Source organism: Micromonospora sp. RV43, from assembly GCF_001029515.1.
Lineage (GTDB): Bacteria > Actinomycetota > Actinomycetes > Mycobacteriales > Micromonosporaceae > Micromonospora > Micromonospora aurantiaca.
Genome location: NZ_LEKG01000020.1, coordinates 1 through 12,768 on the forward strand (window position 1 = coordinate 1; position 12,768 = coordinate 12,768).

The following is a 12,768-nucleotide window of genomic DNA, read 5'->3' on the forward strand; positions in this document are numbered from 1 at the left end:
ACGGACAGCTTCTGGAGGAACCCGACCCCGCGTCGGGCTACCACCACGCCCTGACGTCGATCGACCGACTGATCAAGATCAACAACCCGCCACGCGGCCTTGATCAACAGTTAGTGAAAGACCGAGGTTAGTACATGTTCAGCGTTCTCGGTGATGGAACGCATGTGGCTGATCACCGTGACCAGCCGGCCGGTTGTGCTGTGGTCGGTCAGCGTATTGAGGGCATCGCGCAGGAAGGTGGTGTCAAGGGTGCCGAAGCCCTCGTCGAGGAAGAGCGCTTCGACGTGGCCGGTCGCACGGCTGGCGAGTTCGACTACGGCGAGCGCCAGGGCGAGGCTGGCGAGGAAGGTTTCGCCGCCGGAGAGCGTCTTAACATCTCGGGCAGCCATGGTGTCCATATCGATGATCCGGAAGTCGGCCGCGAACCTGTAGCGGCCACCGGAGATCGAGAGCAGGATCTCGCTTGCCTGGCGAAGCAGCGCTTGGAGGCGCCGGCTGACAGCGTCAGCGATGAACTTGCCCTCGGCCAGCACTACCGACAGTTGCGCAAGAACATCGACTGTGCCAGCCGCAGCATCAATCCGCTCCTGCAACGCGTTCACCACGGGGAGTTCCTCCCGGGCGCGCTCGATCTGCCTTTTCAGGTTCTGGACCGTACCGTGGGCGGCAAGGTATTGCTGCTCGAGGTCTTCTTCGCCGGCGGCACCAGCCGTATGGCAGGCAAGGCCGATGGCCTCTCCGGCAGCCTTCTCGGCACGCTGCTGTTCGTCGATTTTTGCGGCGCAGATGCCGAGGAGTTCCTTTGCCTGAGCGAGAAGATCAGCAGCCCAGTGCGCCTGCGTGTCCAGGTCTACGTGCGCGGCGGGCGCGGCCGCCGGTTCTTCGAGTCCGAATGCCCCTGCGGCGTCGTTAACCCGCTGCGCCAGGGTCAAGAGCTTGTCTCGCAGCGTCGCCGCCGGCTTGGTGATTTTCTTGGCGTAGGTCGTCTCCAGCGCCGCGCTCCGCGAGCGCAGGCCGGCGAGCGCTTGTTCGGCGCCGGTCCATCGGCCGGCCAGCTCCTGAAGGAGTCGCTGATGGGCTTCGGCTGCTGCCTTCTGTTGCTGGACTTCCGCGACGTCCAGGGGTGTGGCGAGAGTGAAGCGGGCGGGTAGGCGGCTGGCCGCCTCGTCGATCGATTGGCGCAAGGCGACGTTGTCGCGTTCCTGCTCCTGATGGGCAGACATGCGCTTGGCGTGGGCCTCTGAGAGGGTGACGAATTCGGTTCTGGCGGCGGTCGCGGTATCGCGGGTGTCGTCGCGAATCTTTCCGGCGCGCTCGACGTCTTGCTGCGCTTTGGCAGCGTCATCGGTGACCAGTTTGAGGATCTGCTCGTCGGTTCCCGACAGGTCGGCGTCTCCAACGACTTCCTGGAGGCTGATCAGCGCTTCACTGAGCAGGCTCTCGGCTGTGGTCACGCTCTGCTGCGCGGCAGGCAGGTTGTCTCGTTCCAGGGTTTCCACCCGGGCGGCCGCTACGGCGGCCGCCCGACCCGTCTTCTCCGCCCGGACTCGGGCTTTCTTGTGGGCGTCGTCGGCGGCGGTGAGGTCGGGTGCGATCGGTGCCGTGAAGTCGGCAGGCAGGGGACGAGTACAGATGAGGCATGCCGCGCCGGGTTCGAGGTCCGCGGCGGCGTGCGCTGCGGCGTTCGCCTTCAGCAGCGCGCGGTGCGTTTGTTCGCTCTCGCTCCGGTTGTGCTCGGCCTCTTCTGCGATACCCGCCGCTTCTCTTGCCTTGGCTATGGCGGTGCCGAGAGCCTCTTCCGTCGTGGCGAGTTCTGCGCGTGCCTTCTCTAGGTCTGCGGCGGCTCCGCGCCAGATCCTCAGTCGTTCGACGGCCTTGTGCTGCCGATCCTGGGCTCGTTTGAACGCCGTTTCCGCGTCTGCATGCGTCTTGTTGGCCGCCGCGACGGCTGGCTCAAGACCGGCCAGGCTCTGTTGCACGCCTTGTAGCCGGAGCTGCTCGACGGCAAGGGCTGCGGCGTTCTCCGTAAACTGCCGGTGGCGTTTCCGCTGCTGGGGTAGCTGTTCGGCGAGGTATTTCAGAGTGTTGATCGTCGTGGCGGTGCCGGCCACATTCCCGCCGTACTGCTCGGCCTGTGTGAGCTGACCTTGCAGGAGGTCTTGCTCGATCTGCAGTTGGTGGGTCAGTTGGTTGATGTCGGCGCGCTGGCCGTTGAGCGTTTGAGCCTGCAACGCCAAGGCGTGTAGCTGGTCGGCGGCGCCGGCAGGAACTGCGGCCGCCAGGGATTCCTTCAGCTGGGTCAGCGTGCTGGCCGCCCCGGCGGCTCGTCGCTGTTCGGCACGCGCATCAGCGATGGCGGCCCGAGCATTCTGGAGATGTTCCAGGCCCTGCTGCTGCACGCTGTGCTGTTCGGCCGCGGCGGCCAGCGCCGCGGCCGGGTCGTCGAGGAACCTCCTGCGGTGCAGCTGGTACTCGTTGAGCCGGTCCTTGAGCCGCGCCTGAAGGGTTCGGGCGTGCTCGCGGACCTGGCCCAGTTGCTCGAGACCGAGGACGGAGTCGAGGACTTTGCCTCGGTCACGGTCGCTCATGCGCAGCAGTTCCTGGAAGCGGCCTTGGGGCAGGACCACGGCACGTAGAAAGGTGTCGCAGTCGAGCCCGACAATCCGCCGGATCTCTGCGGTGACCTGCCTGGCCCCGGTGGTTAGGGCGCCGGTGTCGAGGCAGGTCAGCCGGTGCACTGACGTGGCGGTGTGCCGGCTGACGGACCGTGATACCTGCCATCGGCGGCTGCCGACGGTGAACGTGAGTTCGACGGCGAGGGTGCCGTCACCGCCGTCGGCGATCAACGGGGATGCGGTGGCAGCGTAGGTGCATCGGTTGTAGAGGGCGTAGCAGATCGCTTCCAGAATCGTCGATTTCCCGGCGCCGGTGTCGCCGACTATCGCGATGAAGCGCTTATCGGTGAAGTCAATGGTCTGCTTCGCGGTGTACGTGCCCAGGCCGCAGAAGGTCAATGTCTGTGGTCTCATGCCGCCCCTCCGATGGTGCCGTGCTGGTTGCCGGCAGCGGGAAGGCGATCTCGGGGTCGGCCGCCAGTAGCTGCTCTTCCGGCAGCTCGGGTGGTTCGTGTTCGCTGGCGTGCGGCAGCAGGGTGCTGAAAAGCTGAAGAACCTGTTGCGCCGAGACGCCTTGGACACCGCGGGTGGCGAGGTATTCGCTGAACAACGTCGTGGTGTCGACGTCGGTGGCGTCGTCGACAGGGGCGAGCAGTTCGAGCCTGCGGTCGGCGGCGTTCTCCCGTAGATCGGCGATGGTGGCCTCAGGCAGCAGGCCGCGGATCTGGCCGGCCAGGTTGTCGATGTGGTTTTCGGTGTTGACCGTGACCAGGCAGATGTCCGTGGTCACGGAGGCCGCCGTGGTGCGGATCTCGTCGAGCGTTCCGGTGATGTAGTGCAGCCGGCGGCCGCGCTTTAGCGGAATTCGTTCAAGGACGGCGCCTTGGCCGGGCTGCAGCGTCGCGACGACGACGCTCTTGTCCTCGCCGACCTCACCGAAGTCAAGCTGCAGGGGTGAGCCTGCGTAGCAGCCCGTTACGCTGGTGGTCGGCAGTGGCTGCGGTTTGTGGATGTGACCGAACGCCGCGTAGGTGACCACCGGCAGGTGCTGTGGATCGGTGGCGTAGAAGTCGCAGGTGTGGCTGGGGTTCTCGGTCCGCGACGGGATGGCGCCGGCGATGTACTGATGTGCGGCAAACACACTCACGTCGCGGGACGCGTCGAACCCGTCTCTGAGCTCGCGCATGAGGCGCTGCTGCAAGCCGGCGATGTGTCCGGCGTAGGTGATGCGCCGCTGGCCGGGTTCGTCGAAGACGTTGACGATGCGGTTGGCGCTGATGAACGGCAGTGCGGCGACGTGAATCGCCTGCTCGCCGGCTGGTAACCGCAGGACTTCACCGACGGCGTTGTCGTGGCTGGTGACGAAGTGGATCGGCGCGGACCGGCTGAGCAGGTCGTGCAGCCAGTGCAGGTATGCAGCCGAGTCGTGGTTGCCGCAGACGACCACGACTGGAGCGATCTCGGCGAGGTTGTGCAGCGTGCTGGTGGCCAGTTTGAGCGAGTGCAGCGGTGGCCGCTGCATGTCGAACAAGTCACCCGTGTTGAGAATCAGGTCGGGGCGGGTGGCGGCAGCGATTTCGGTGATCTCGGCGAGCACCGCTTCGTGGTCGCTCGCCCGGGAGTGGCCATAGGTGGTACGTCCGAGGTGCCAGTCGGAGGTGTGCAGTACTTTCACGTGCGACCTCTTCGTCGTCAGTGGCTGCGATCGGTGGGAGGACCGGCATTGTGAACCCGACAAGGGCCGGCCAGAACGGTGCCAGGGGTGAGCTCAGAGGGCCCGGATGCGGTGGGCAATGAGATGTTCAAGCAGGGCCTGGTTGGCTTCCCAGCCGTTGGGAAAGCGCGGTTGCGTGTTAAAGGGCACGGGGTCGGCGGAAGGGTGGGCGTCCAGCAGGTCGGAGATGCCGTCGCGGGCGACCACGATGCAGGCATGCCGGTGCCGTGAGGTCAGGACGCACAGCCGCCCGGATTCGAGGTGGAACGCCGTGGCGTCGCGGCGGCCGGACAGCGGATGTAGCACGATGACGATGTCGTACTCGCTGCCCTGCAGCCGGTTCGCGGTGTCGACGCGGATGTTCGGATAAGCGGTCTCGGCCAGCCCGCTTTTGATGGCAGCCATCTGGTCGCGGTGTGCCACACCGATCGCCACTCGGTCTGCCGTCACCCTGGCACCATCGGGGTGGCGTTCATCGCGGAGCATCGTGCCGCGCTCGAGAACACGCACAGCGAGCGCAACGACCGCGGCGACCGCTTCAGCGTCGGTGCGCACCGTGTGCCGGCGCGGCAGTTGGTAGAAGGCCCAGCCGTTGGCTGCGGCATGTTCGATCGCCCGGTCAGCGGGGCTATTGCCGAGGCTGCGGGTCGGCAGCCACATCTCCCGCGCGCCCTGTTCGGGCGCGGATTCGAAGGGTGCGAACGGATAGAAGGCGTCCGACACCGGGATCGCGGTGTGAGGGGCAAGCCGCCACGAGCGCGGCAGCTGCCGTTCCGGGATGTCCGGATTGTTAGCGAGCATGGCGGCCACCGCGCTCTGCAGCGGGCTCCAGGCCAGGCCGGTCCATCGGTCGACGTTGACGACGGAGAACGGGTCGAGTTGCCCAGGGTCGCCGACGAACGCAGCCCGTTCGAACGTCGAAGCGAGTCGCAACAGGGTGTCCGAACGCATCTGGTACGCCTCGTCGATGATCGCCCACGGCCCGCGCTCGGTGATGACGGGGTCGAGCCACTTCGCTGCGGTGGCAACCACGATGGCTGCCTGACGCAGATCGGGGAACCGGTTCGCAATCAGGATGTTGGAGGCGGCGAGGGTGGCCGGCACCGGGTAGCCGTAGGCGGTGTATCGGCCGACGGTGATCCGCGGATCCACGGCGGCGATCTTGGCGACGAGATCGTCGACTTGGGAGTTGGTTTGTGCGACGACGCGCACCTGGTCGCCGTGCCGGGCCAGGTGGTGAGCCATGTAGGTGACGGCGGTGCTCTTGCCAGCTCCGGGGGGTGAGTTGAGCACCACGCCAGGTTGCGGACCCTCGGTCAATAACCGAAGTACGTCGAGGACCGCGGTGGGCGGGACATAGGTGACGGTCATGACCACGGCTCCTGGGCATCCTGCTCCGTCGGCAGGTAAGGCTTGGGCGGGCCGCCATGAGTCCACGGGGTGTCCTCCTTGCGCGGCAGCGTCGGCGCCCGGCGGTAGTCGTCCTTGAAGAGGCTGTAGCACACGGAGTCCCCTACGGCGGGGACGGTGCCGGGCCGTGGTTCACGCCCGCTGCCCATGCCCTCGCGAAGTTCCAGCTCGACCATCACCGTGTCGCCGTCACGAGTCACCGAGACGACCGTGGTCTTCTGGTCCAGCAACTCAGGCCGGCGCAGACCGCTCTCGCCGGCGGCGAGGCTGATCGCGTCGGTGGTCGATACGGTGATCAGCGGCCGCAGGCTCCTGCCGACCCGCCGGTTCGGGACGGCGGCGATGACGGTACCGACGAACGCCTCACCGATCATCCGAGCCTCGGCCATCACCATCGGGTCGTCGAAGGCGCGCTCCGCGTCATACTGCTGCTGGGCCCGTTCCAACCAGTACAGGCGCCGGGCGGCGTACACCGCTGAGTCACGTTTGGGCTGCGCCCCAGGGCTGGTCGCGATCCAGTCGGCGGCCTGCGTGAAAGCGTCAAGGTCCCGTTCCCAGCGAACACCGACATGAGCACCGGCCGGAAGACTAGGGTCACGCAACAGGGTGATCGCCTGCCACATCCGATGCCAGGTGCCGTCGAGCTGCTTTCGCAACTCCTTGCGGATCTTGTCCTCGGCGATGCGCGACGCCGCCGGGCTCGCCGCCTGGTGGTAGGCGGCGAGCAGCGGCTCGAGGATGCCGTTGTCGAACGACGGATCCGTGGCAGGTCCGGCAGGCGGTACCTTCAACGGATTTTCGCAGGCACGCGCGGCATCCCGCCCGGTCATCCCGGGTGGCGGCGCGATCCAGCCGAGTACAGCGGGAAGATGCTGGTCCTCCTCGGTGCTCTGCCCGGTTGCCCAATGCAGGGTCAGCGCGTCGGTCGCCGCGACCAGCATGGCGGAGCCGGCGTATTCAGCACGGTCGGCGAGGAACGTCAGCCATTTACCCATGACCGGGATGTTGCGTGGCACGGCCCACTCGCCTGTACTCCTTCGCAAGCGGGTGGAGCGCCCGAGGATCCGGATGAACTCGACGCCGGCACGGTTCGGCACCCAGACCTGCGGTGCGTCCGCGCACCGGTACTGCACGCCGGACGCGCCGGCGCGCACCGGAAGACGCCGGTTCGTGCGCGGCGTGATGTAGGCGGCGAAGATCTTGGCCAGCTCATAGGCGAAGGCAACCTGCTGGTCACGGTTCCGGGGCTGCGCAACCGTCAACAGCTCCGGTGTATCAGGGCTGGTGCCAATCATGACGGCGAGCGGGGCGTGGGCCTCGCCCGCCATCGCCAACGGCACGAACACCAGCGGCTCACTGCTCACATGCAGATGCCGGACAGTCGTCAGGCGCTGCGCCACCGCCTGGTCGCTGGCATGGGCGCGGGCCAGGGACGTCAGCAGGCTCACATCAAGCTCCCGAGCAACTCGTCCCGATACTGTTGGGCCCGCCGCAGCAACTCAGCTTGTTCGACCTGGTCCAGGCCAGGAAGGCGCGTACCGCGAGCCAGACCGACGACCTCACCGATCGTGTCCAGCGCCAGCTCCTCACGGACCTGCCGGCCGAGCACCGCCGTGGAACCTTGTTCCTCGGAGCGGCAGAACCGCGCCATCTCACAGGTGTCCAGGCACGACGGTGCGTAGCGTGCCGGCACCAGACGCAGGCCCGCCTTCAGCTCCTCGGCGGAGCGGGAACCGGCCGGGCCACGCAGAGCGAACGTCAACCCTGCCGGCAGGTTCGACAGAATCGTGTCGAGGTCATGCATCCGCATCAGCATCCGCCGGACCGCCGCGACCTGGTTCCGGACGTTGACCCGGGCCGCGAACGGCTTGTTGATAAAGTTCTGCGGGCACACGAAGATCGCCTCGTCCGCCACCAGGTCCTCGTCGAACCCGTGGGAACGAAGCAGTTCCCGAAGGGCGTAGACGTAGACCGCAGCCTGCAACTCTGCGCCTTCCACCGCGGCCGCAGGCGCCTGGCCGTCGATCACCGAGAACGACTTGACCTCGACGATGTAGAACTTCCCGCCCGACTTCACAGCCACCAGATCGGGCTCGAGGAAGACGTCGTAACCCGCGACCGTGATCTTCAAGTACGGGTGGTCGAACAGCGTCCCGCCATCCTGCGCCGAGCGGGCCACAGCGGTCAGCCGCTGAACCGTGTTGCGGTACCGGGCTAGCTTGCCCTCGTTGCCGCCGATGGTCTTCAAGTCCTCGTGTTCGGCTTCCGGAATGGATAGCCCGATGTCCTCCCGCAGCAACGTCAGCAGCTGCGCACCGCCACTCGCCTTGACCTGGGCTTCGAACTGGGCGCCTCGGGCAAGCACCATCCGCGACGGCTTGGCGTACATCGGGTGCCGGATGGCTCGGGCCAGCTCGTCCTTGTCGATACCGGCTGCATCCAGCAGATTCCGGCGGCCGCAGCCCGGGTTGCCGACAATCGACGAGATAGCCCTGGCGTCGAGGCTCTGTGGTTCAGTGTCCCCCCGCAGCGCGTCAAGACGCGCCGTCAGTTCTTTCACGTGCTCTTCCTTCGCGTGGGAAGTGCGGATTCAAGATCAGGTGTCGCTCGCAGCATGCGACGCCACCTTGAGAGCGGCGCCGAACAGCTGGTGAAGATCGTCGAGCTGGTCGACGGCGCGCCGGGCTGCCGCTTCGCGCTGCGACAGGTCTGCGTCACGATGAACTTCCAGCTCGGCCTGCGCCGCACGCCGCACGGCGTCCGGCCTCGTCGTGTCGAATGAGGTGGCACCGCCGGGGATGTTGGCGGCGAACTGCCACAACAGACGCCGGGCGGGCAGAGTCGCCCAGTCCGGGTGGCTCAGGTGCTCGGCGATACGGATCGCCGAGGTCAGAAAGTGAACCCTGGGACTCAGCGGCCCGACGATACGGGTGGAAAGCGGCCAGGTGGAGACAGCCAGGAGACCGCGGGCAGGCGAGAGCCGGTCAGCGGTCAGGGCCGCACACAAGTAGTACGGCCGAGCCCACGGCGCCGTCTTGAAGGATCTTTCCTCGTCTCGGCGAAGGCTCGTCAGCTGCTGCCCGTTCAAGGCTCCAGCGAAGACCGCCTGGTGCAGGGCGACGATGAGCTTCGGCGCCGCCGGGACGCCCAGGAACGTCAAGGCCTGGTGGACCTGGTCACGAATCGACAGCAGGCTCCCGGCGTCCTGCGGCTCGGTCCGCGGTTGCGAAGCCAGCTTTTCCGGTTCGATCGCCAGAAGCGCGTCATCCCACTGCACCTCCGCCTGACGAAGGTCGGATCGCAGACGCCGCGCCTCGGCCCGATCACCGGCCATCAGGGCACGACGCACGGCTGTGCGCAGCTCGTCGATGCGCGCCTCGAGATCGTCGAGAGATTCAGCCACGGACACACCGTAGCCGCTTCCACGCGTTCCAGCAAGTTCCAGTTTTCTCCAAGAGTCCGCCGTGGACGGAACATCGGCTGGACCAGCAGAGCTTGCAACGAAGGCGACTCAGCCGATCAGCACTCCGCCACGCTCCATAGGAGGCACGCTGGACCCGGCTCGATGCTCCGATCCACGCTGCGCTCACGTGCGCTGTTCAGGCGCTGCTTCTCTGGTCGCCTGGCATTGCTGGCCTAGGTGACGTCATGCACTGATGAGGTGTGACTGGCCCGGACTTGGCAGCGAGCGGGCGAGGATTTCCGTGCCCGCGGCAGGAACACGCCTTCTAAGACGTCCTAGGAGGATAGGGTTCCTGGCCCGACCGTCGCTCCTCCTTCTTCGACTGCGGCCCCCATCCGTGTGCTGGCAGCGAGGGGCATGGCGAGGGCTGCGGCGGCATGGATCGCGAACACCGCGACGACGATCGTGGTGACCGGTAGGCGGCGTCGGGCGCCGGTGAGGACGAGTCGTCCGGTGACAGACAGAACGCCGAGCAGGCTGGCGGCGGTGGCGGCGAAGGTGGCCGGGTGGCGGCGAAGGTGGCCGGGTGGCCGCGGCTGATGAGGTAACCGACCACGGGGACGCCGATGGCGCTGGTGGCGGCACCGTGGGCGATCAGGGCGGCAACGAGGATCCAGAACCGGGGGTCGCGCATCACGGCACGCGCCGCAATGCGTCGCAGGGTGTGGTCCGGTCGCGCCACGGGGCTGGGTGCCCTGGCATGCGGCGGCCCGTCTTTCCCGGCAAGCGCTACGAGGACTGGAATCTCGAAGACCCCGCCGGCAAGGGCGTCGAAGCGGTCCGCCCGATCGGCGACGAGATCCGCACCCGGGTGGAGAAGCTCCTCACCGGACTGGGCCCCACCGCCTGACCAACCCGCCGGCGCTGCCCGTCGCTAGTCACCCCTCGGGCGGGGCCGACAACTCGCTCATCCGGCCGCTGACACGGCCGGGACAGGTCAACACGGCTCCCTGCCCGCAAACTGACGGTGGCCCGGTACTGGTTCAACCGGCGCATCGATGGTGTTGGTGCAACGATGTACGGCGTGCCAACTGCGAAAACTGCTACACCTGCCGTCTCGCCGCTGGCCGGCGAGCCGATCAAGCGTGCCGATGCCGAGCGGCTCGCGGGAGTGCTGAAGGCATTCGCCGACCCGGCCCGGCTGCGACTGCTCAGTCTGATCCAGTCCGCCCCGGAGGGCGAGGCGTCCGTGAGTGACCTCACCGCGCCGCTCGGTCTCTCCCAGCCGACCGTGAGTCATCACCTTCGGATCCTCACCGAGGCCGGCCTGCTCGAACGCGAAAAGCGCGGCGTCTGGGCGTACTACCGGCTCGTGCCGCCCGCGATCGCGGCGATCGCCGACCTGCTGACGCCACCCCGCAAGCGAGCGACGAAGAAGGCCCGCTGAGCGGCACCCGCGAAGGCCGGCGCCCAATCCTGCGGGTGCCGGCACGGGCGTCCGCTCTGGTCGCGGGTACGTCGGCCACGCCGGCAAGGTCTTGCCTCATCCACGGTGCCGGGCTGGTCGGATCGGTGGCGACACCGTGGTTAGGAGTAGGGACACCAGTTTTTGCCCGTGGTCGGCCAGCCGGCGCCGCTGGCCGTGAGCCGCTTTAACGGTGGCGATAGCCGACCGGGCGTCAGACCAAGCGGTGGTCGAGGGCGGTGTGGGGGGCGAGCAGCGGTTCGAAGATGTCGCGGCCGAGGGTGACGGCCTGGTCCTGGTCGAGAACCGTGGCGGCCAGGCTGGGGTGGGCGTCGATCCACGCCTGAGCGCCGGATGCGCTCGTGAAGAAGTTGATGGTGGAGCAGCAGGTGTCCACGGAGCGACCGGCGTCTCCGGTGGCCGCGTACACGATCACCGCTTCGGCCGGCTGGAAGGTGGCGGCACCGTTGGTGATGGTCACGCGGACCGGTTGGCCGGTGTGCGGATCGGCGGAGGTGATGGTCGCGTCGGTGCCGAGCATGAACGGCATGCCCAACGCGTCGATGGCGCACATCGCGTACACCTCGACATCGCCGAATGAAACCCGGTGCGGCGTCGGCGTTGGGGAGAACGGGTAGGCCGCGACCACACGCCCGCCGCTGTCGAGGGCGACAAGGTCTTCCCGGGCAAGTTCCCGCAGCGCCTTCGCGGTGTCCAGGTCCGCCTCGCTGGCGGCAGCGCGGATGTCGGCATCAGTGGGGGCAGCTCCGGTGGCGGCGAAGTGATGCAGGATCGCTCGATGCACCTGCTGGAGGCTGTCGGGGAGCTGCTCGGCGCGGCGGGGCCGATCTGTCCGGATCGCATTGCCCGGCTGCTGGCAGCAATCGACCCGGCTCTGCTCCCTTGCGGTGGTAGCGGGCCCGGCGCCTATCGCCTGGCGGAGGGCAGCGCGGATGCGCTCGCCAGTGGGGATATCTAAGCGACAGGCCGCTGAACCGTCGCCGGTGGCGCCCATCACGTCCACGCCGTTGACCAGGATCGACGGAGACGGATAGTCGCCCACGACCTCGGTGACCCCCGTGATGGGCAGACCGACGTCGGCCAGGGCCGCGCGCAGCTCATGCCGAGCCGGCGCGAGGTTCGGACAGTCCGGCACCGAACGAAGCTCAACAGCCACCCGGCCCTCTGCGGTGCGATCTGCTGCCGCGGTCATCACAGCCCTCCTAACAAACGGCCCGGGTGGCATCACGCGTCGCCGACTGGCCGGCACGGCTCTACCCGTACCTGACTGAACCTTTCAGTCAGGGGAAGGTCAAGGCGCGACGATAGACGCCAGATGCGGATCGGGGGAACTTGCGTGATGCCGGAGATGGTGAGCCGGCCGCGTTGACCGGTGCACATCGGGTCTTGCTCGCCGTCGCGGTGGCGGTCCACGCCGTGTAGTACCTGGGTCAGATTGGGATGACCGGGCCGCCGCCGGCGATGCCGCCGTACAGGCCGGGCTGGCCGGTCAGCACGCTGCAACCGAGGTCGATCGCGGCGAGCACCGCGGTGGCGGCGTCGACCCTGCCGACCGTGTCGAGGGTGACTGCGAGGGCCTCCCAGCTGTCCGGCGGTGGCGAGAGGATCTCGGCGATCGGGTGGTTGACGAGCAGCTGCAGGCGATCCGTGTCGACGACCACCCGGGCGGCTTCGGCCACGCACAGTACCGGCAGCCCGAACACGCAGTTCTCTTCGTCGGCGACCTCGGCGATCACCTCACCGACGTCAATCGACCCTCGAGTGAAGGCGATGATCGCAGAGGCGTCGAGGACGACCCGGACGGCCGGTTCGGTCACGCGGCGCGGGCCGGCAGGCCAAGCTGCTCGCGAGCCTGGGCGTCGAGCTCCGCCGTCCACCGCTCCCGGGCCTCGTCCAGGCGGCGGCGCGCGCGAGCCTTCCCCTCGTCGGAGACGACGATGCCGGCGGCGGCGAGGATCTCCTCGCTGCGGGCGCCGGTGTTGGGGCTCCTGTCGGCCATGCCCGCAGGATACCCCCTGGTAGGCGCGGGAGTCACCAGCACGCCGCCGGCGCTGCTGCCGGGCGCTGGGGCTACTGGTGCTGGTGGGGCAGTTGAGCGTGGCACGCGAACGGCGGGAGCGCGACCTCGAGGAGAGGCGTA

11 protein-coding genes are annotated in these 12,768 nt (G+C 67.7%); 2 read left to right on the forward strand and 9 right to left on the reverse strand.

The genetic code is table 11. From position 1 onward, the window contains the following. Positions 1-110 precede the first annotated feature (110 nt). From ABD52_RS07460 to ABD52_RS07485, 6 genes are all read right to left on the reverse strand, one after another. Complete coding sequence (locus ABD52_RS07460; protein WP_082171237.1) at positions 111-3,029, reverse strand: AAA family ATPase; 2,919 nt, start codon at positions 3,027-3,029, stop codon at positions 111-113. Further along, complete coding sequence (locus ABD52_RS07465) at positions 2,968-4,290, reverse strand: exonuclease subunit SbcD (RefSeq protein WP_053065314.1); 1,323 nt, start codon at positions 4,288-4,290, stop codon at positions 2,968-2,970. Before ABD52_RS07465 ends, ABD52_RS07460 begins: the two co-directional genes overlap by 62 nt. 93 nt (positions 4,291-4,383) lie before the next feature. Next, complete coding sequence (locus ABD52_RS07470; protein ID WP_047891328.1) at positions 4,384-5,700, reverse strand: AAA family ATPase; 1,317 nt, start codon at positions 5,698-5,700, stop codon at positions 4,384-4,386. Then, a complete protein-coding gene (locus tag ABD52_RS07475; RefSeq protein WP_046566794.1) occupies positions 5,697-7,187 on the reverse strand; it encodes a hypothetical protein in 1,491 nt (496 codons plus the stop codon). The genes ABD52_RS07470 and ABD52_RS07475 overlap by 4 nt, the downstream gene beginning before the upstream one ends. Further along, positions 7,184-8,299, reverse strand: a complete 1,116-nt coding sequence (locus ABD52_RS07480; RefSeq protein WP_225319484.1) for a hypothetical protein — start codon at positions 8,297-8,299, stop codon at positions 7,184-7,186. Before ABD52_RS07480 ends, ABD52_RS07475 begins: the two co-directional genes overlap by 4 nt. Positions 8,300-8,335: 36 nt before the next feature. Beyond that, positions 8,336-9,142, reverse strand: coding sequence for a hypothetical protein (locus ABD52_RS07485; protein WP_046566883.1), 807 nt, complete (start codon positions 9,140-9,142; stop codon positions 8,336-8,338). A gap of 586 nt (positions 9,143-9,728) precedes the next feature. Here ABD52_RS07485 and ABD52_RS40670 point away from each other — a divergent pair. Both ABD52_RS40670 and ABD52_RS07495 read left to right on the forward strand, forming a co-directional pair. Beyond that, the gene (locus ABD52_RS40670) at positions 9,729-10,052 is read left to right on the forward strand and encodes a hypothetical protein (RefSeq protein ID WP_225319483.1); all 324 of its coding nucleotides are present in this window, start codon (positions 9,729-9,731) and stop codon (positions 10,050-10,052) included. 165 nt (positions 10,053-10,217) lie between these two features. Then, a complete protein-coding gene (locus ABD52_RS07495) occupies positions 10,218-10,589 on the forward strand; it encodes a helix-turn-helix transcriptional regulator (protein ID WP_046566796.1) in 372 nt (123 codons plus the stop codon). A gap of 232 nt (positions 10,590-10,821) precedes the next feature. On the opposite strand, the gene ABD52_RS07500 is transcribed toward ABD52_RS07495, so the two are convergent. From ABD52_RS07500 to ABD52_RS40120, 3 genes are all read right to left on the reverse strand, one after another. Continuing rightward, entirely contained in the window at positions 10,822-11,820 is a 999-nt protein-coding gene (locus ABD52_RS07500; protein ID WP_053065315.1) for an alkylmercury lyase family protein, read from the reverse strand. A gap of 238 nt (positions 11,821-12,058) precedes the next feature. Further along, positions 12,059-12,364, reverse strand: a complete 306-nt coding sequence (locus ABD52_RS07505; protein ID WP_235437391.1) for a hypothetical protein — start codon at positions 12,362-12,364, stop codon at positions 12,059-12,061. Positions 12,365-12,441: 77 nt separating this feature from the next. Continuing rightward, positions 12,442-12,627 (reverse strand): hypothetical protein, encoded by a 186-nt coding sequence (locus ABD52_RS40120; protein ID WP_046566800.1) that lies wholly within the window; start codon positions 12,625-12,627, stop codon positions 12,442-12,444. Positions 12,628-12,768: the final 141 nt, after the last annotated feature.

Excerpts from the sequence above, each read along its gene's own strand:
- ABD52_RS07460 (WP_082171237.1), bottom strand. The coding sequence starts at position 3,029 with ATGAGACCACAGACATTGACCTTCTGCGGCCTGGGCACGTACACCGCG.
- ABD52_RS07470 (WP_047891328.1), bottom strand. The coding sequence starts at position 5,700 with ATGACCGTCACCTATGTCCCGCCCACCGCGGTCCTCGACGTACTTCGG.
- ABD52_RS07495 (WP_046566796.1), top strand. The coding sequence starts at position 10,218 with ATGTACGGCGTGCCAACTGCGAAAACTGCTACACCTGCCGTCTCGCCG.
- ABD52_RS07500 (WP_053065315.1), bottom strand. The coding sequence starts at position 11,820 with ATGACCGCGGCAGCAGATCGCACCGCAGAGGGCCGGGTGGCTGTTGAG.
- ABD52_RS40120 (WP_046566800.1), bottom strand. The coding sequence starts at position 12,627 with ATGGCCGACAGGAGCCCCAACACCGGCGCCCGCAGCGAGGAGATCCTC.